The 19,194-nt window shown below is 57.4% G+C and carries 17 protein-coding genes; 11 read left to right on the top strand and 6 right to left on the bottom strand.

Annotated features, from left to right (window positions below; genetic code table 11):
* Positions 1-11: 11 nt before the first annotated feature.
* Together trkA and BLW70_RS05330 are read left to right on the top strand one after the other, a co-directional pair.
* Positions 12-1,385, top strand: a complete 1,374-nt coding sequence (gene trkA / locus BLW70_RS05335) for a Trk system potassium transporter TrkA (RefSeq protein WP_074872232.1) — start codon at positions 12-14, stop codon at positions 1,383-1,385.
* Positions 1,386-1,519: 134 nt separating this feature from the next.
* On the top strand, positions 1,520-1,834 hold the full coding sequence (locus tag BLW70_RS05330; RefSeq protein ID WP_074872230.1) for a tetratricopeptide repeat protein: 315 nt from the start codon (positions 1,520-1,522) through the stop codon (positions 1,832-1,834).
* A gap of 17 nt (positions 1,835-1,851) precedes the next feature.
* Here the strand turns inward: BLW70_RS05330 and BLW70_RS05325 are convergent, their stop codons facing one another.
* On the bottom strand, positions 1,852-2,739 hold the full coding sequence (locus BLW70_RS05325) for a lysophospholipid acyltransferase (RefSeq protein ID WP_074872229.1): 888 nt from the start codon (positions 2,737-2,739) through the stop codon (positions 1,852-1,854).
* 40 nt (positions 2,740-2,779) lie between these two features.
* Positions 2,780-3,337: a DNA-3-methyladenine glycosylase I gene (gene tag, locus BLW70_RS05320; RefSeq protein WP_074872227.1), complete on the bottom strand. Its 558-nt coding sequence runs from the start codon at positions 3,335-3,337 to the stop codon at positions 2,780-2,782.
* Positions 3,338-3,418: 81 nt separating this feature from the next.
* On the opposite strand from tag, the gene glyQ reads away from it, so the two are divergent.
* The 4 genes from glyQ (at position 3,419) to BLW70_RS05300 (ending at position 7,830) form a co-directional block, all read left to right on the top strand.
* A complete protein-coding gene (gene glyQ, locus BLW70_RS05315) occupies positions 3,419-4,372 on the top strand; it encodes a glycine--tRNA ligase subunit alpha (RefSeq protein ID WP_003213601.1) in 954 nt (317 codons plus the stop codon).
* Positions 4,369-6,423 carry a glycine--tRNA ligase subunit beta gene (gene glyS, locus BLW70_RS05310; RefSeq protein ID WP_074872226.1) on the top strand — a complete coding sequence of 685 codons (2,055 nt, stop codon included), beginning with the start codon at positions 4,369-4,371 and terminating at the stop codon, positions 6,421-6,423. Before glyQ ends, glyS begins: the two co-directional genes overlap by 4 nt.
* Positions 6,424-6,427: 4 nt before the next feature.
* Positions 6,428-6,967: a D-glycero-beta-D-manno-heptose 1,7-bisphosphate 7-phosphatase gene (gmhB, locus tag BLW70_RS05305; RefSeq protein WP_162842868.1), complete on the top strand. Its 540-nt coding sequence runs from the start codon at positions 6,428-6,430 to the stop codon at positions 6,965-6,967.
* Positions 6,968-7,050: 83 nt separating this feature from the next.
* Positions 7,051-7,830: a lysophospholipid acyltransferase family protein gene (locus tag BLW70_RS05300; RefSeq protein WP_074872222.1), complete on the top strand. Its 780-nt coding sequence runs from the start codon at positions 7,051-7,053 to the stop codon at positions 7,828-7,830.
* Positions 7,831-8,096: 266 nt separating this feature from the next.
* On the opposite strand, the gene gyrB is transcribed toward BLW70_RS05300, so the two are convergent.
* From gyrB to dnaA, 4 genes are read right to left on the bottom strand one after another with little or no spacing between them, the layout of a single operon-like run.
* Complete coding sequence (gyrB, locus tag BLW70_RS05295; RefSeq protein ID WP_074872220.1) at positions 8,097-10,514, bottom strand: DNA topoisomerase (ATP-hydrolyzing) subunit B; 2,418 nt, start codon at positions 10,512-10,514, stop codon at positions 8,097-8,099.
* A gap of 5 nt (positions 10,515-10,519) precedes the next feature.
* Positions 10,520-11,623, bottom strand: coding sequence for a DNA replication/repair protein RecF (recF, locus tag BLW70_RS05290; protein ID WP_007969883.1), 1,104 nt, complete (start codon positions 11,621-11,623; stop codon positions 10,520-10,522).
* 20 nt (positions 11,624-11,643) lie between these two features.
* A complete protein-coding gene (gene dnaN / locus BLW70_RS05285) occupies positions 11,644-12,747 on the bottom strand; it encodes a DNA polymerase III subunit beta (RefSeq protein WP_074872219.1) in 1,104 nt (367 codons plus the stop codon).
* Between the two features lie 39 nt (positions 12,748-12,786).
* A complete protein-coding gene (dnaA, locus tag BLW70_RS05280) occupies positions 12,787-14,304 on the bottom strand; it encodes a chromosomal replication initiator protein DnaA (RefSeq protein ID WP_074872217.1) in 1,518 nt (505 codons plus the stop codon).
* Between the two features lie 567 nt (positions 14,305-14,871).
* Between dnaA and rpmH the strand changes: the two genes are divergently transcribed.
* The 5 genes from rpmH to mnmE all read left to right on the top strand — a co-directional run bounded on the left by rpmH (position 14,872) and on the right by mnmE (position 18,803).
* Complete coding sequence (rpmH, locus tag BLW70_RS05275; RefSeq protein WP_003213577.1) at positions 14,872-15,006, top strand: 50S ribosomal protein L34; 135 nt, start codon at positions 14,872-14,874, stop codon at positions 15,004-15,006.
* 16 nt (positions 15,007-15,022) lie between these two features.
* Entirely contained in the window at positions 15,023-15,424 is a 402-nt protein-coding gene (rnpA, locus tag BLW70_RS05270; protein WP_031319201.1) for a ribonuclease P protein component, read from the top strand.
* The gene (gene yidD / locus BLW70_RS05265) at positions 15,417-15,662 is read left to right on the top strand and encodes a membrane protein insertion efficiency factor YidD (protein WP_074872215.1); all 246 of its coding nucleotides are present in this window, start codon (positions 15,417-15,419) and stop codon (positions 15,660-15,662) included. The genes rnpA and yidD overlap by 8 nt, the downstream gene beginning before the upstream one ends.
* Positions 15,663-15,664: 2 nt before the next feature.
* Positions 15,665-17,353: a membrane protein insertase YidC gene (gene yidC, locus BLW70_RS05260; RefSeq protein ID WP_074872213.1), complete on the top strand. Its 1,689-nt coding sequence runs from the start codon at positions 15,665-15,667 to the stop codon at positions 17,351-17,353.
* A 79-nt stretch (positions 17,354-17,432) separates the two neighbouring features.
* Positions 17,433-18,803 carry a tRNA uridine-5-carboxymethylaminomethyl(34) synthesis GTPase MnmE gene (gene mnmE / locus BLW70_RS05255; protein WP_074872211.1) on the top strand — a complete coding sequence of 457 codons (1,371 nt, stop codon included), beginning with the start codon at positions 17,433-17,435 and terminating at the stop codon, positions 18,801-18,803.
* The last annotated feature ends 391 nt before the right edge of the window (positions 18,804-19,194 follow it).

Raw genomic sequence — 19,194 nt, 5'->3', positions numbered from 1 at the left:
GGAGTGACTGGATGAAAATCATCATCCTCGGCGCAGGGCAGGTCGGCGGTTCGCTGGCAGAACACTTGGCCAGCGAGGCCAATGACATCACTGTGGTCGACACCGACGGCGAACGCCTGCGCGACCTCGGCGATCGGCTGGACATCCGCACAGTGCAGGGCCGCGGCTCGTTGCCGACGGTGCTGCGTCAAGCCGGCGCGGACGACGCCGACATGCTGGTGGCGGTAACCAACAGCGACGAAACCAATATGGTGGCCTGCCAGGTTGCCCACACCCTGTTCCACACCCCGACCAAAATCGCCCGGGTTCGTGAAGCGGCGTACCTGACTCGTTCCGAGCTGTTCGACAACGAAGCCATTCCGGTGGACGTGCTGATCAGCCCGGAGCAAGTGGTCACCAATTACATCAAGCGCCTGATCCAGCATCCGGGCGCCTTGCAGGTAATCGACTTCGCCGAAGGCAAAGCCCAATTGGTGGCGGTCAAGGCGTATTACGGCGGCCCGCTGGTGGGTCAGCAACTGCGTCAGTTGCGTGAGCACATGCCGAATGTCGAAACCCGTGTGGCGGCGATTTTCCGGCGTGATCGGCCGATCCTGCCGCAAGGCGATACGGTGATCGAGGCCGACGATGAAGTCTTTTTCATCGCCGCCAAGGCGAATATTCGCGCCGTGATGAGCGAAATGCGCCGGCTCGACGAGAGCTACAAGCGCATCGTCATCGCTGGCGGCGGGCAGATCGGTGAACGTCTGGCCGAGGCCATCGAAAGCCGTTACCAAGTGAAGATCATCGAGATGAACCCGGCGCGCTGCCGTCATCTCTCGGACACCCTCGACAGCACCGTGGTGTTGCAGGGCAGTGCCTCCGACCGCGACTTGCTGATCGAGGAGAACATTGCCGACGCCGATATCTTCCTGGCCCTGACCAACGACGACGAAGCCAACATCATGTCTTCGCTACTGGCCAAGCGCCTGGGTGCGAAGAAGGTGATGACCATCATCAACAACCCGGCCTACGTCGACCTGATCCAGGGTGGCGACATCGACATCGCCATCAGCCCGCAATTGGCGACCATCGGCACCTTGCTGGCCCACGTGCGTCGCGGCGATATCGTCAGCGTGCACTCATTGCGCCGCGGCGCGGCGGAAGCCATCGAGGCGATTGCCCACGGTGATGAGAAGTCGAGCAAGGTGATCGGCAAGGCCATCGAGAACATCGGCCTGCCGCCGGGCACCACCATCGGCGCAATTATCCGCGACGAAGAAGTGATCATTGCCCACGACAACACGGTGATCGAAGCCGGCGACCACGTGATTCTGTTCCTTGTGGATAAAAAGCATATTCGGGATGTGGAAAAGCTGTTCCATGTGGGGTTGAGCTTCTTCTAACTGATCGTTCCCACGCTCTGCGTGGGAATGCCTCAACGGACGCTCCGCGTTCGGCTTCAGATGGGACGCGGAGCGTCCCGGGCTGCATTCCCACGCGAAGCGTGGGAACGATCACTGACTGAGGGGAAATACCAATGATCGAATCCCTGGAAAAAATGCTCGCCAAGGGTGTGGATAACTCATTGCTGCGCTTCGGCCTGGGCAAGGGTTATCTGGATCTTGGGGAATACGCGAAGGCCGCCGAGCATTTCCAGCGCTGCGTCGAATTCGATCCGAAATATTCGGCAGCGTGGAAGCTATTGGGCAAGGCGCATCTGGGGCTGAAGGATTTCGCGTCCGCACGTCAGGCGTGGGAACAGGGCCTGGACGCTGCTCGCGCCCATGGCGACAAGCAGGCCGAAAAGGAAATGACCGTGTTTCTGAAGAAGCTTGAGCGTCAGGCGCACTGATCTATCCACAGCCAGCATCAGTACCAGCGTTCTTCACCCGGCGGCCGCTTCTTGAAGCGCTTCATGCTCCACATGTACTGGCTCGGATACGCCCGCACATAGCGCTCGACCACCTGGCTCATGGCCGCGCAGGACGTTTCGGTATCGGTGCTGTACATGGCCTCTGGCGCGGCTTCGAGAATCACTTTGTAACCCGAACCGTCCGGCAATCGCAGGGCATGCAAGAACACGCCGACCGCTTTGCCGCCAGCCAGCATGTTCGGTACGAATTTACTGGTCAGCGCCTGAGTGGCGAAGAACGGCACGAAGATCCCGGCGGATTCGGCCGGTTCCGGGTCAGCGGGAATGCCCACTGCCCCCCCTTTACGCACTTCCTTGATGACGCTGAGGATGCCTTCCTTGGTGGAAGCGGCCACCCGGTTGCCCAATTGCACCCGCTGCTTGCGCAGCAAATCATCCACAGCCTTCAGCTTTGGCGGACGATAAAAAATGATCGGTTTGCACTGGTTGCAATAGAAGTGGTTCAACACTTCCCAGTTGCCCAGGTGACTGGTGATGCCGACGACACCTTTGCCGGAGGCGAGTGCGTCCTTCAATACGTCGAGCCCTTCGACTTCACGCACCAGGTCGATGGAGCGCTGGGCCGGCCAGATCCAGGCACAGGCGCTTTCGGTCAGGGATTTGCCGATGTCTTTCAGGCTCTGGCCGACCAGACGCTCACGCTCGGCCGGGTCCATGTCCGGGAAACACTTGGCGAGATTGATCCGCACCACATCGCGGGAACGGTTCGGGGTTTTCCACATGACCCAGCCGATGACCGAGCCCACGGCTTGTACTGCCCGCCACGGAAGCAAGGCAAACAGACGCAGAGCGCCTACCAGCAAGGCGCCTTTCAACTTATCCACAGGTCACTCCTGATCTTGTGCTGTGCGCGAGGCGGCTATTCTAACCGCCGTTCGCCAGCGCCGCGTAGCGATCGCAATCCCGGGTGTGGTCCATGACCATGCCCGAGGCCTGCATCAGTGCGTAACAAATAGTCGGACCGACGAACGTGAAGCCGGCCTTTTTCAGGCCTTTGCTCATCTCCACGGCGGTCGGCGTCACGGCCGGCACTTCGCTGCGATCCTTGAAATGATTGATCACAGGCTTGCCGTCGACGAAGGACCAGAGAAACGCAACTGGGTCCTCCAGCGCCAGCCAGGCCTGGGCATTGCGCCGGGCTGCATTGAGTTTGAGGCGATTGCGAATGATGCCCGGATCGAGCATCAATTCATCGATTTCGGCGTCGCTCATTTGCGCCACGCGCTGTACGTCGAAGCCGAACAGCACTTCGCGATATCGCTCACGTTTGCGCAACACGGTGATCCAGGAAAGGCCGGCCTGGAACCCTTCGAGCAAAAGCAACTCGAACAATCCCTGCGCATCGCGTAGCGGCGTGCCCCACTCCTGATCGTGATAAGCCATGTACAGCGGATCTTCAGAACACCAAAAGCAGCGTGGCATAAGGCTCCAGGGGGCGTGCGCAGGACCGAATCGGGTATACTCCCGCTCTTTAAATCGCAGCCCAAGAAACAGGTGAATTTCGTGAGCCAGCCTACGCCAGCCGTGCGTACCTTCCAAGACTTGATCCTCGCCCTCCAGCAATACTGGGCCGAGCAAGGTTGCGTGGTACTTCAGCCCTACGATATGGAAGTAGGCGCCGGGACTTTCCACACTGCCACGTTTCTGCGCGCCATTGGCCCGGAAACCTGGAACGCCGCTTATGTGCAGCCCAGTCGTCGCCCGACTGACGGCCGCTACGGCGAAAACCCGAACCGTCTGCAGCACTACTACCAGTTCCAGGTCGTGCTGAAGCCGAACCCGGACAACTTCCAGGAACTGTACCTGGGCTCCCTCAAGCATGTCGGCCTGGACCCGCTGGTCCACGACATTCGCTTTGTTGAAGACAACTGGGAATCGCCAACACTGGGCGCCTGGGGCCTGGGCTGGGAAGTCTGGCTCAATGGCATGGAAGTGACGCAGTTCACTTACTTCCAGCAAGCGGGCGGCATCGAGTGCTACCCGGTGACCGGCGAGATCACTTATGGCCTCGAACGCCTGGCCATGTACCTGCAAGGCGTGGACTCGGTCTACGACCTGGTCTGGGCTGACGGCCCGTTCGGCAAGGTGACCTACGGCGACGTGTTCCACCAGAACGAAGTGGAGCAGTCGACCTACAACTTTGAACACGCCAACGTCGAGAAGCTGTTCGAACTGTTCGATTTCTACGAAAGTGAAGCCAAGCGCCTGATCGAACTCGACCAGCCGCTGCCATTGCCGAGCTACGAAATGGTGTTGAAGGCGTCCCATACCTTCAACCTGCTGGATGCGCGCCGGGCGATTTCGGTGACCGCGCGTCAGCAATACATTCTGCGTGTCCGCACCCTCGCGCGTTCCGTTGCGCAAGCCTATCTGCTGGCTCGCGCCAAGCTGGGCTTCCCGATGGCGACCCCGGACCTGCGTGACGAAGTGTTGGCTAAGCTGGAGGCTGCACAATGAGTGCTCTGGATTTTCTGGTTGAACTGGGCACCGAAGAGCTGCCACCCAAAGCCCTGAACACCCTGGCCGACGCGTTCCTGGCCGGTATCGACAAGGGCCTGCAAGCCGCTGGCCTGAACTACGAGACCAAAACCGTCTACGCCGCGCCACGTCGTCTGGCCGTGCTGATCACCGATCTGGCGACTCAGCAGCCGGATCGCAGCATCAACCTCGATGGCCCGCCATGTCAGGCCGCGTTCGATGCCGAAGGCAATCCGACTCAAGCGGCATTGGGCTTCGCCAAGAAGTGCGGCGTGGACCTGAGCGAAATCGATCGAAGCGGCCCGAAACTGCGTTACAGCCAGAGCATCGCCGGCAAACCGACCGCGAGCCTGCTGGCGACCATCGTCGAAGATTCCCTGAACGACCTGCCGATTCCCAAGCGCATGCGCTGGGGTGCTCGCAAGGAAGAATTCGTTCGTCCGACCCAATGGCTGGTGATGCTGCTCGGTGACCAGGTCATCGATTGCACAATCCTCGCTCAGAAAGCCGGTCGCGATTCCCGTGGTCACCGCTTCCATCACCCGCAAAGCGTGCGCATCACCTCGCCGGCCAACTACCTGACTGACCTGCGTGCCGCTTACGTACTGGCCGATGCCAATGAGCGTCGCGAGCTGATCAGCAAGCGCGTTGAAGAGCTGGCGACGATGCAGGAAGGGACGGCGATCGTGCCGCCAGCGCTGCTCGACGAAGTCGCCGCGCTGGTTGAATGGCCGGTGCCGCTGGTGTGCTCGTTCGAAGAGCGTTTCCTCGATGTGCCGCAAGAAGCCCTGATCACCACCATGCAGGACAACCAGAAGTACTTCTGCCTGCTGGATGCCGACGGCAAGTTGCTGCCACGTTTCATTACCGTGGCCAACATCGAAAGCAAAGACCCGCAGCAGATCATCGCCGGTAACGAGAAAGTGGTTCGTCCACGCCTGACCGACGCCGAGTTCTTCTTCAAGCAAGACAAGAAGCAGAAGCTCGAAGACTTCAACCTGCGTCTGCAGAACGTGGTGTTCCAGGAAAAACTCGGCAGCGTCTACGACAAGGCCGAGCGCGTTTCCAAACTCGCCGCGTTCATCGCTCAACGCATTGGCGGTAACGCCGCGTGGGCGTCCCGTGCAGGCCTGCTGTCCAAGTGCGACCTGGCGACCGAAATGGTCGGTGAGTTCCCGGAGATGCAAGGTGTCGCCGGTTACTACTACGCCCTCAACGATGGCGAGCCGGAAGAAGTCGCTCTGGCGCTGAACGAGCAGTACATGCCGCGCGGTGCCGGTGCTGAACTGCCGACCACCCTGACCGGTGCGGCCGTGGCCATCGCTGACAAGCTCGACACGCTGGTGGGCATTTTCGGTATCGGCATGCTGCCAACCGGTAGCAAAGACCCGTATGCCCTGCGCCGTGCTGCACTCGGCGTGTTGCGCATCCTGATCGACAAGAAGCTCGACCTCGACCTGAACGACGCCGTGGCGTTTGCCGTGAATGCGTTCGGTACCAAGGTGAAGGCGGCCGGCCTCAACGATTCGGTGCTGGAGTTCATCTTCGACCGTCTGCGTGCACGTTACGAAGACGAAGGCGTGGATGTCGGGACTTACCTGTCGGTCCGTGCCCTGAAACCGGGTTCGGCGCTGGACTTCGATCAGCGCGTACAAGCGGTAGAAGCGTTCCGCAAATTGCCGGAAGCCGCTGCCCTGGCCGCGGTGAACAAGCGCGTTTCGAACTTGCTGAGCAAGGTCGAAGGCTCTGTTCCTTCAGTCGTTGAAGCCAAGTACTTCGACAATGCCAATGAGTTCTCCCTGTACTCGGCGATCCAGCAAGCTGACCAGGCTGTCCAGCCGATGGCTGCGGCGCGTCAGTACAGCGAATCGTTGGCACGTCTGGCTGCCTTGCGCGAGCCAGTGGATGCGTTCTTCGAAGCCGTGATGGTCAACGCTGAAGATGCCAAGGTCCGCGCCAACCGTTATGCGCTGCTGTCACGTCTGCGTGGGCTGTTCCTCGGCGTCGCCGACATTTCGCTGCTGGGTTGAGGGGCTGCTGTTGAAACTGCTGATTCTCGATCGGGACGGGGTGATCAATTACGACTCCGACGCTTACATCAAGTCGGTGCAGGAGTGGATTCCGCTCCCGGGTTCGATCGAAGCCATCGCGCAGTTGAGCAAGGCCGGCTGGACGGTAGCGGTGGCTACCAACCAGTCGGGCATCGCTCGCGGCTATTACGACATCGCCACCCTGGACGCCATGCATGAGCGCTTGCGCTCCCTGGTGGCGGAGCAGGGCGGTGAAGTCGGGCTGATCGTCTATTGCCCGCACGGGCCGGACGATGGTTGCGATTGCCGCAAACCAAAACCCGGGATGTTGAAAACCATCGCCGCGCATTACAACGTATCGCTGACCAATGTTTGGTTTGTCGGCGACACCCTTGGTGACCTGGAGGCCGCCAAAGCCGTCGATTCTCAGCCAGTTTTGGTAAAGACCGGGAAAGGCGAAAAGACTTTGGGCAAGACCCTACCGGCAGGCACCTTGATTTTTGACGATCTGGCGGCGATTGCCGCAGAACTTATCCACAATTAGAGTGCTTCGATTGTCCTGACCAGGGATTTGATCGGGAGTGCGCTTTATATAGACGGGCAGAGCCCGCAACGGTAAACGTCGCTATGTCGATACTGCAGGCCATCAGAACTTTCCTCTTTTATCTGTTGTTGGGCACCACCTCTTTACTCTGGTGCAGCCTGAGCTTTTTTATCGCGCCTTTTCTGTCGTTCAAGGCGCGTTATCGCTTCATCAACGTGTACTGGTGCCGCTGCGCACTGTGGCTGAGCAAAGTCTTTCTAGGTATCAGCTACGAAGTGAAGGGCGCCGAGAACGTGCCCGACCAGCCCTGCGTAATTCAGTCGAACCACCAGAGCACCTGGGAGACGTTCTTTCTATCCGCCTACTTTGAGCCATTGAGCCAGGTACTGAAGCGCGAGCTGCTCTACGTTCCGTTCTTCGGCTGGGCCATGGCCATGCTGCGACCCATCGCCATCGATCGCGACAATCCGAAAGCGGCACTCAAGCATGTGGCGAAGAAGGGCGATGAATTGCTGAAAGACGGCGTCTGGGTCCTGATCTTCCCTGAGGGAACACGCGTTCCTTACGGCACCATCGGAAAGTTCTCTCGCGGTGGTACCGCTTTAGCCGTGAACGCCGCGCTTCCCGTGCTGCCGATTGCGCACAATGCTGGCAAGTTCTGGCCGAAAACCGGTTGGGCGAAGAAGCAGGGCGTGATTACCGTAATCATCGGCGCCCCCATGTATGCCGAGGGCAGCGGGCCGCGAGCGATTGCCGAGCTGAATGACCGGGTCCAAGCCTGGAACGAACAGATGCAACGTGAAATGGGTTCGCTGCCGGCCGCTCCTGCGGCCCCTTCTGCCAACGATCAAATCGCTGTCTGAGATTCTGTGGATAACCTGTGTACCGTTTTGTTGAAAAGCGTCTAATTTAGTTTTTAACTCTATGATTTATATAGATATTTTATAAACAATTAAAAAACCAAAAAAAGTGCATAAGTTTTTTTCGGATGTAAAAAAACCGGCTGATATAGCCGGTTTTTTTATGCCTTCGGTTCGGCAGCAATCACCGGGTTAACGGACGCAAATTTCGGTTAAAAAAAAGGCCAACGCTCAAGCGTTGGCCTTTTTCGTTTGGCAGGTTTGCTGGATCAGAAGTCCAGGTTGGAAACCGCCAGGGCGTTGCTTTCGATGAAGTCACGACGAGGCTCGACCGCATCACCCATCAGGGTGTTGAAGATCTGGTCCGCGCCAATGGCGTCTTCGATGGTCACTTTGAGCATCCGGCGCTGACTTGGGTCCATGGTGGTTTCCCACAGCTGATCCGGGTTCATCTCACCCAGACCTTTGTATCGCTGGATGGTGTGACGCTTGGTGCTTTCGGCCATCAGCCATTCAAGGGCTTCCTTGAACTCGGTGACCGGCTTCTTGCGCTCGCCACGCTGGATATACGCGCCGTCGTCCAGCAAGGTGCTCAGCTGAGCACCCAGAGAAACAACAGTCTTGTAATCGTTGCTGCCGAAGAAGTCGCGGTTGAAGGTGACGTAGTTCGACAAGCCGTGGGAGATCAGTTCGACCTCAGGCAACCAGACGTTACGTTCACGGTCTTCACGCAGGCTGGCTTTGTAAACCAGACCCGACTTCTCGACTGTGCGCAGACGAACTTCGTACTGGGCCATCCAATCCTGCATCGCTGCGTGATCGGAGAGTTGCTCCAGGCTAACGGCAGGCAGGTAGATGAAGTGCTCGGTCAGCTCCTGTGGGTACAGGCGCGACAGACGCTTGAGCGTCTTCATTACCAGACGGAAGTCATTCACCAGACGCTCGAGGGCCGGTCCGGAAATGCCCGGCGCTTCCTCGTTCAGGTGCAGGCTCGCATCTTCCAGGGCCGACTGCGTCATGTACTCTTCCATGGCGTCGTCGTCTTTGATGTATTGCTCTTGCTTGCCTTTCTTGACCTTGTACAGCGGAGGCTGGGCGATGTAGATGTAGCCGCGCTCGATCAGCTCCGGCAACTGACGGAAGAAGAAGGTCAGCAGCAGGGTACGGATGTGCGAACCGTCGACGTCAGCATCGGTCATGATGATGATGTTGTGGTAACGCAGCTTCGCGATGTTGTACTCATCGCGGCCAATGCCACAGCCCAGCGCGGTGATCAAGGTGCCCACTTCTTGCGAAGAGATCATCTTGTCGAAGCGCGCCTTCTCGACGTTCAGGATCTTGCCCTTGAGAGGCAGGATGGCCTGGGTCCGACGGTTGCGTCCCTGCTTGGCGGAGCCGCCAGCAGAGTCACCTTCCACGAGGTACAGTTCGGAAAGGGCAGGGTCTTTTTCCTGGCAGTCAGCCAGTTTGCCCGGCAGGCCGGCGATATCCAGCGCGCCTTTACGACGTGTCATCTCACGGGCTTTACGCGCCGCTTCACGAGCACGGGCCGCGTCGATCATCTTGCCGACGACCAGCTTGGCTTCGTTCGGGTTTTCCAGCAAGAAGTCAGAAAAGTACTTGCCCATTTCCTGTTCGACCGCGGTCTTCACTTCGGAAGAAACCAGCTTGTCTTTGGTCTGGGAGCTGAACTTCGGATCCGGCACTTTTACCGAGATAATCGCGGTCAGGCCTTCACGGGCATCGTCACCGGTGGTCGCGACTTTGTGCTTCTTCGCCAGCCCTTCGGCTTCGATGTAGGTGTTCAGGTTGCGCGTCAGCGCGGAACGGAAACCCACCAGGTGAGTACCGCCATCGCGCTGTGGAATGTTGTTGGTGAAGCACAACAGGTTCTCGTTGAAGCTGTCGTTCCACTGCAAGGCGATTTCCACGCCGATGCCGTCTTCGCGCTGGATGTTGAAGTGGAACACCTGGTTGACCGGGGTCTTGTTGGTGTTCAGGTATTCAACGAACGCACGCAGGCCGCCCTCGTACTTGAACAGCTCTTCCTTGCCGCTGCGCTCATCCTTGAGGACGATGCCGACACCGGAGTTGAGGAAGGACAGTTCACGAATCCGCTTGGCCAGGATGTCCCAGCTGAAATGGATGTTCTTGAAGGTCAGGTCGGACGGTTTGAAGTGGATCTGGGTGCCGGTGGTTTCACTCTCACCGACGATTTTCATCGGCTCTTTTGGAACACCGTGAATGTAGGTCTGTTCCCAGATTTTGCCGCTGCGGCGAACGGTCAAGACCAGTTCTTCGGACAGGGCGTTCACAACCGACACACCTACACCGTGCAGACCGCCGGATACTTTGTAGGAGTTGTCGTCGAATTTACCGCCGGCGTGCAGCACGGTCATGATGACCTCGGCTGCTGAGACGCCTTCTTCTTTGTGCACGTCTACCGGGATACCACGACCGTTGTCGCGAACGGTGATGGATTCGTCCGGGTGGATGATGATGCTGATGTCGTCGCAGTGGCCAGCGAGCGCTTCATCGATGGAGTTGTCGACTACCTCGAAGACCATGTGGTGCAGACCGCTGCCATCGTCGGTGTCACCAATGTACATACCGGGACGTTTGCGTACGGCATCCAGGCCTTTCAGCACTTTAATGCTCGTTGAGTCGTACGTATTTTCTTCGCTCAATGCCTTCACTCCCGATGGTCGTGGGTCTGGGTGATACGGCCCTGTTCCACGTGGAACAGAGCGACTGGCGTTTCCGTCTGCCAGCCTTCCCTCAATAATTCGTGATCTACACAGGTGATAAACACCTGGCAGCGTAAGTCTTCCAGCAAGCGGCAAAGCGCGCGGCGGTGGTGCTCGTCCAGTTCGGACGGCAGGTCATCCACCAGATAAATACACTGGCCGCGTCGGGCCTGGCTGACCAAGTGCCCTTGGGCAATCCGCAATGCACAGACCACCAGCTTCTGCTGACCGCGAGACAAGATGTCCGCGGCGTTGTGTGCGCCCAATCTAAGACGCAAATCAGCACGCTGTGGTCCGGCCTGGGTATGGCCCATTTGCTGATCCCGCTGAAGGGACCCGGCGAGCACTGCACTTAGCTCTCGGTCTTTGTCCCAACCTCGGTAATAGCTGAGCGTTAAGCCCTCGAGCTCAACCAGTTCGCTCAAGGTCTGTTCAAAGACTGGTTTCAAGGCTTTGATATAAGCGCGGCGGTATTCATCAATTTCAGCGCTGGCCTGGCACAGTTCCCTGTCCCAAACCGCTTGCGAAACGGCGTCAAGTGTACCATGCCGCAGCCAAGAGTTTCTCTGGCGCAGGGCCTTCTGCAAGCGCTGCCAGGTAGACATGAATCGTGGTTCCACGTGGAACACACCCCAGTCGAGAAACTGTCGGCGAATCTTGGGAGCGCCTTCCAACAAGCGGAAACTGTCGGGGTTGATTAACTGCAGTGGCAGGATTTCCGCCAGTTGCGCTGCGCTCCGGGCGTTCTGCCCGTCGATGCGAATCTGGAACTCCCCTTGGCGGTCGCGAGAGATTCCCAAAGCACTGTGCCCACCCTCCGCCAGCTCCACCTGACCGAACACCGTACAGGCGAGCTGCTCGTATTGGATAACCGGTAACAGGCGGGTGCTACGAAACGAACGGGCAAGCCCCAGCAGGTGAATGGCTTCCAGAACACTGGTTTTGCCGCTGCCGTTGGCGCCGTAAAGAATGTTGATTCGGGGGGAGGGGGAGAAGGTCACCGGGTGCAGATTGCGCACCGCGGTGACCGAGACGCGACTTAAGGACATCTAGCTTCTGCTGAGCATGATTACAGACGCATCGGCATGACAACGTAGGCCGAGTCATCGTTGTCGGACTCTTGCACCAGCGCGCTGCTGTTGGAGTCGGACAGGATCAAACGAACCTGCTCAGTGGTCATCACGCCCAATACGTCGAGCAGATAACTCACGTTGAAGCCGATTTCCAGATTGCCGCCGTTGTACTCAACGCCGACTTCTTCTTCCGCTTCTTCCTGTTCCGGGTTGTTCGCCTGAATCTTCAGCTGACCATTGGCCAGTTGCAGACGAATGCCGCGGTACTTCTCGTTGGACAGAATCGCGGTACGGCTGAAGGCTTCACGCAGGGCCTGACGATCGCCGAGTACCAGCTTGTCGCCACCTTTGGGCAGAACACGCTCGTAGTCGGGGAATTTCCCGTCGACCAGTTTCGAAGTGAAGGTGAACTCGCCAGTGGTCGCACGAATGTGGTGTTGACCCAGGACGATGCTGACGATGCCGTCCGGCTCAGTCAGCAGGCGCGCCAATTCAAGGATACCTTTACGTGGCACGATGACCTGGTGACGGTCCGGTTGACCGATATCAGCCTTCATCGAGCACATGGCCAGACGGTGACCATCGGTGGCCACGGCGCGGATGATGCCTTCGGAAACTTCCAGCAGCATGCCGTTGAGGTAGTAGCGCACGTCCTGCTGGGCCATGGCGAAGCTGGTGCGTTCAATCAGGCGACGCAACTTGTTTTGCTCAAGGCTGCACGTCAACGAGCCAGGGCCTTCTTCCACCGTCGGGAAGTCATTGGCCGGCAGGGTCGACAGGGTGAAGCGGCTACGGCCGGCCTTCACCACAAGCTTCTGCTCGTCGACCTTGATGTCGATCAGCGCATCGTTGGGCAAGCTTTTGCAGATATCCATCAGCTTGCGCGCAGGCACAGTGATGGAACCTGGATCAGCAGGCTCTTCGAGTTGTACACGACCGACCAGCTCGACTTCCAGGTCGGTACCGGTCAGCGACAGTTGCTGGCCTTCGACAACCAGCAGCACGTTGGAGAGCACCGGCAAGGTCTGTCGGCGCTCGACGACGCCTGCGACCAGTTGCAGGGGTTTCAACAGGGCTTCGCGTTGAATGGTGAAATGCATGGTCTAGTCCCTTGCCTTAATAAGCTGCGCTGGTGTTCATCAAGTGGTCAGTGTACGCAGCAGGTTCTTGTAGTCCTCGCGGATGTCCGCGTCGGATTCCTTAAGTTCATTGATCTTGCGGCAGGCGTGCAAAACAGTCGTGTGGTCCCGGCCGCCAAACACATCGCCGATTTCCGGCAAGCTGTGGTTGGTCAGTTCTTTGGACAACGCCATGGCGACCTGACGCGGACGAGCGACCGAACGCGAACGACGTTTGGACAACAAGTCGGAGATCTTGATCTTGTAGTACTCGGCGACGGTGCGCTGAATGTTATCCACAGAGACCAATTTGTCTTGCAGTGCCAACAGATCTTTCAGGGATTCGCGAATCAACTCGATGGTGATATCGCGGCCCATGAAGTGCGAGTGGGCGATCACGCGTTTGAGCGCGCCTTCCAGCTCACGGACGTTGGAACGAATACGCTGGGCAATAAAGAACGCCGCGTCATGGGGCAGATCGACTTTGGCCTGGTCGGCCTTTTTCATCAGGATCGCCACGCGGGTTTCCAGTTCCGGCGGCTCGACGGCTACCGTCAGGCCCCAGCCGAAGCGGGATTTGAGGCGCTCTTCAAGGCCTTCGATTTCTTTCGGGTAGCGGTCACTGGTAAGAATGACCTGCTGGCCACCTTCAAGCAGTGCGTTGAAGGTGTGGAAAAACTCTTCCTGGGAACGTTCCTTGCGGGCGAAGAACTGAATGTCATCGATCAGCAACGCATCCACCGAACGGTAGAAGCGCTTGAACTCGTTGATGGCGTTCAGCTGCAAGGCCTTGACCATGTCGGCCACGAAACGCTCGGAATGCAGGTACACAACCTTGGCATTCGGATTCTTCTTTAACAGGTGGTTACCCACAGCGTGCATCAAGTGGGTTTTACCCAAGCCGACGCCACCATAAAGGAAGAGCGGGTTGTAACCGTGCTTTGGATTGTCCGCCACTTGCCAGGCCGCAGCCCGGGCCAGTTGGTTGGACTTGCCCTCGACGAAGTTTTCGAAAGTGAAGGTGCGGTTCAGGTAACTGGTGTGCTTGAGCGCGCCTTCGACTTGCACCGTACGCTGTTCGGCACGAATAGGAGCTTGTTGCGAACTGGCCCCGGCCATCGGGTCGAAGCTGTCGCGCGATGGCTCTTCATTAACCTCGGCAACTTTTTGTGTCGCACGCTTGGTCGGAGCGGCCTGGGATGGCGCCGGGGCGCTGACAGGTGCTTGAGCGGCTTGCGCCTGCGAAGCAGCGGCGGCCAGCGGAGCATTCGGGGCGGCACGTGGTGCCGAACTGCGTTTGCTACCTATTAATAAGGACAGCGCCGGCGCCAGGCCATTGCCATGCTCATCCAGAAGCTCAAGAACGCGGCCCAGATACTTTTCGTTGACCCAGTCGAGAACAAAACGATTCGGTGCGTAGACACGCAACTCGTCGCCTTCGGCTTCGACCTGTAGTGGACGGATCCAAGTGTTGAATTGTTGGGCAGGCAGCTCATCGCGCAAAAGCTCCACGCACTGCTGCCAAAGTTCCACTGACACGGATATCCCCTAAGTTGAAAGCCGGTGAGGCAAAAACAAGCGGCCATTGTAGCCGACCAGGCCCCGACTTATCCACACGAAGGTTGTTCACCTCCTAGGAAGAATCGGTGATTTATATGAAAAAAAGACGACCAGCGGTCTGTGCATAAGCTCTGTGGATAACCGGGTCTAAGGTCGTTGCACAACTGGGGGGGAAACTCGGTGGATAACCGCCTTGTGGATAAGTACCTCTTTCACACACAGCTTATCCGACAGTGCAGCACAGGGTTACCACTGTTTTCCACCGTAGTTGTCATTCTCTGTACATCACGGCTTTAAAGGGCTAATGGCAGTTATCCACAGATGATCGCGCCCCTAGCTTTTATAAGCTTTACAGAAAAGCTTTAAATACTTTCCTTCTTAATTTCTATATCTAGCCAAGGCGCTCGGCAGGAAAAACGCCTGGAGATCTATTTATAAGGAAACGCTGGTTGGAAATTGACCTAGAGGCTTGCTTTCTCTAGAATCCCCGGTCTCTTAAAACGGGGGCCATTCCGGCCCGTTGTGGACGAACCAGGTAACACGACAATGAAACGTACTTTCCAACCAAGCACTATCAAACGCGCTCGTACCCACGGTTTCCGTGCTCGCATGGCTACCAAGAACGGTCGTGCCGTCCTGTCGCGTCGTCGCGCCAAAGGTCGTGCGCGTCTGGCAGTTTGATAATCCGGCACTGGAGGTGAGTCAGGACTTCAGTCGGGAAAAGCGTCTGCTTACTCCCCGGCATTTCAAGGCCGTCTTTGACTCCCCTACCGGCAAGGTTCCGGGGAAAAATCTCCTGCTCCTTGCGCGCAACAACGATCTTGATCACCCCCGTCTCGGGTTGGTTATCGGGAAAAAGAGCGTAAAGCTCTCCGTCGAGCGCAATCGCCTCAAACGTCTGATGCGCGAATCGTTCCGTCTGAACCAGGACTCACTGGCCGGCTGGGACATCGTTATCGTCGCGCGCAAAGGTTTGGGTGACGTAGAAAACCCCGAATTGATTCAGCATTTCGGCAAACTCTGGAAGCGTCTGGCACGCAGCACGCCGGTACCAGCAGTCAAAACCGAAACTGTAGGGGTAGACAGTCCCGATGCGTAAACTGGCACTCGTTCCGATCCAGTTTTATCGCTATGCCATTAGTCCTCTGATGGCCAGTCACTGTCGTTTCTACCCCAGTTGTTCCTGCTACGCGTATGAAGCCATAGAAAATCATGGTCTTCTGCGCGGTGGCTGGCTGGCCTTTCGTCGTTTAGGTCGCTGTCATCCGTGGAATCCCGGTGGTTATGACCCGGTTCCATCTATCCCTACCTCCCGTTCTTCTTCGATGGCCGAGTAATCATGGATATCAAACGCACGATCCTGATCGTCGCCCTGGCAATCGTGTCCTACGTTATGGTTCTTAAATGGAACCAGGACTATGGCCAGGCTGCCCTGCCGACTCAGAATGTTGCTTCCAGTACTACCGCACCGGGCCTACCGGATACGGCGACTGGCAATAATGCTTCTGTCAGTGACGACATTCCCCGCGCCCCAAGCGATACCAGTGCAACTGCACCTGCTGAAACACCAGTAGCTGCAAGCAAAGACCTCATCCAGATCAAAACGGATGTGCTCAACCTGGCAATCGATCCACAAGGTGGTGATGTTGCGCAGTTGACGCTGCCGCTGTATCCACGTCGCCAGGACCATCCGGAAATTCCATTCCAGTTGTTCGATAACGGCAACGAGCGGACTTATCTGGCTCAAAGCGGTTTGATCGGCACCAACGGTCCGGACGCCAGTCCTGCCGGTCGCCCGGTTTACTCCTCGGAGAAGAAGATTTATCAACTGGCTGACGGTCAGGACCAATTGGTCGCAGACCTGAAGTTCAGCAAGGACGGCGTCAACTACATCAAGCGTTTCACCGTGAAACGTGGCCTGTACGACGTAACCGTTTCCTACCTGATCGACAACCAGAGTGCGCAGCCCTGGTCTGGTGCGATGTTCGCGCAACTCAAGCGTGACGCCAGCGGCGATCCTTCCTCGACCACCGCCACCGGTACCGCGACTTACCTCGGTGCTGCCCTGTGGACAAGTAACGAGCCGTACAAGAAAGTGTCGATGAGCGACATGGACAAGGCTCAGCTCAAGGAAACCGTCACCGGTGGTTGGGTTGCCTGGTTGCAGCACTACTTCGTGACCGCATGGATTCCGGCCAAGGGCGAAAACAACATCGTCCAGACCCGTAAAGACAGCAAGGGCAACTACATCATCGGTTATACCGGCCCGGCAATGAGCGTTGCGCCAGGTGCAAAAGCCGAAACCAGTGCTGTTCTGTACGCGGGTCCGAAAAGCCAGGCTGTGCTGAAAGAGTTGTCCCCAGGTCTGGAACTGACCGTCGATTACGGCATTCTTTGGTTCATCGCCCAACCCATCTTCTGGTTGCTGGGACACATCCACGCAATCGTCGGTAACTGGGGCTGGTCGATCATCTTCCTGACCATGCTGATCAAAGGGATTTTCTTCCCGCTGTCGGCTGCCAGTTACAAATCCATGGCGCGCATGCGTGCAGTGGCACCGAAACTGGCCGCGCTGAAAGAGCAACATGGCGACGACCGGCAGAAAATGTCGCAATCCATGATGGAGCTGTACAAGAAAGAAAAGATCAATCCGCTGGGTGGTTGCTTGCCAATCCTCGTGCAGATGCCGGTTTTCCTTTCGCTGTACTGGGTTCTGCTGGAAAGCGTTGAAATGCGCCAAGCGCCGTTCATGCTGTGGATTACTGACCTGTCGATCAAGGATCCGTTCTTCATTCTGCCGATCATCATGGGCGTAACCATGTTCATCCAGCAGCAGTTGAACCCGACTCCTCCGGATCCGATGCAGGCGAAGGTCATGAAAATGATGCCAATCATCTTCACCTTCTTCTTCCTGTGGTTCCCGGCCGGTCTTGTTCTGTATTGGGTAGTGAACAACGTTTTGTCGATCGCCCAACAGTGGTACATCACGCGTAAGATCGAAGCGGCTACCAAAAAAGCCGAGGCGTAACTTACTCTGTGGATAACCACTCAAAACGCCCCCTAGTGGGGCGTTTTGCTATCTGTCACTTTTGTCTGGATACCGCTTTATGAGCGTTCCTCGTGAAACCATCGCAGCCGTCGCCACCGCTCAAGGTCGCGGCGGTGTGGGCATCGTCCGTATTTCCGGGCCGCTGGCAAGTGTTGCGGCCAAGGCCTTCAGCGGTCGTGAACTCAAGCCAAGATTTGCCCACTACGGCCCGTTCCTCAGTGAGAACGATGAGGTGCTGGATCAAGGCATCGCCCTGTATTTTCCGGGCCCGAACTCATTTACCGGCGAAGATGTGCTGGAACTCCAGGGCCACGGCGGTCCCGTCGTTCTGGATATGCTGCTCAAGCGTTGCCTGGAACTGGGCTGTCGTCTGGCCCGGCCGGGTGAATTCAGCGAGCGCGCGTTCCTCAATGAAAAGCTCGATCTGGCTCAGGCCGAGGCCATCGCCGACTTGATCGAGGCGAGTTCTGCACAAGCTGCACGAAATGCCCTGCGTTCATTGCAAGGTGCATTCTCCGAACGTGTGCATAACCTCACCGAGCAACTGATTGGCCTGCGCATCTATGTCGAAGCGGCGATCGACTTCCCGGAAGAAGAAATCGATTTCCTCGCCGATGGCCACGTACTGAGCATGCTCGACAAAGTGCGCGACGAATTATCCACAGTGCTGCGTGAAGCCGGGCAGGGTGCCTTGCTGCGAGACGGGATGACCGTGGTGATCGCCGGGCGGCCAAATGCCGGTAAATCCAGCCTGTTGAATGCACTGGCCGGTCGTGAAGCCGCTATCGTGACCGAGATTGCCGGCACCACCCGGGACATTCTCCGTGAACATATCCACATCGATGGCATGCCGCTGCACGTGGTCGACACCGCAGGTCTTCGAGACACCGATGACCAGGTGGAAAAAATCGGCGTCGAACGGGCGCTGAAAGCGATTGGCGAGGCTGATCGAGTCCTTTTGGTAGTCGATGCCACCGCTCCTGAGGCTCTTGATCCGTTCGCGTTATGGCCTGAATTTCTGGAAATCCGTCCCGACCCGGCGAAAGTTACGCTAATCCGTAACAAGGCAGACCTCACGGGCGAAGCCATTGCCCTGGAAGTCAGCGAGGATGGCCATGTCACCATCAGCCTGAGTGCCAGGTCTGCAGGTGAAGGGTTGGAGTTGCTGCGGGACCACCTCAAGGCCTGCATGGGCTACGAACAGACCTCTGAAAGCAGCTTCAGTGCTCGCAGGCGTCACCTTGAAGCGTTGCGTCACGCCAGTGCTTCCCTTGAGCACGGCCGTGCGCAGCTGACCCTGGCGGGTGCCGGCGAACTGTTGGCCGAGGATTTGCGCCAGGCCCAACACGCTTTGGGTGAAATCACCGGTGCATTCAGCTCCGATGATCTGCTGGGGCGGATCTTTTCCAGCTTCTGTATCGGTAAATAAGACTCTCCGTTGTCCACAGACAGGCCATTCGTGCCTGTCTGTTCCCTCCTTTTCTTGAATTCTCTTCCAGTGCCGAGCCGATTCTTTCTGCTTGAGCGGATTTTCCGTGTCCTGGATTTGCTCATTTAGCAGTTTTCTGTGGATTAAGCCCTGTGAATAACTGCCACTAAGGGCAGTTGATAACAGGGCCTCAAAACTGAAGATAACCGCCCCTGTGGATAAGCACCCCTTTCATCCACAGGCTTAAACCGGTTATCCAAGGGCCTCATTGGTACATGACCACAGGGTTTTGAATCTCTGTACACATTGAATATAGAGGCTTGTAGCGATCTATCCACAGAAAGGTGGCTCAGTAGAAATAAACATAAAAACAAAGATTTAATAAATTTCT

Source organism: Pseudomonas frederiksbergensis, from assembly GCF_900105495.1.
GTDB lineage: Bacteria > Pseudomonadota > Gammaproteobacteria > Pseudomonadales > Pseudomonadaceae > Aquipseudomonas > Aquipseudomonas frederiksbergensis.
This window is presented reverse-complemented; position numbering and strand designations above follow the sequence as displayed.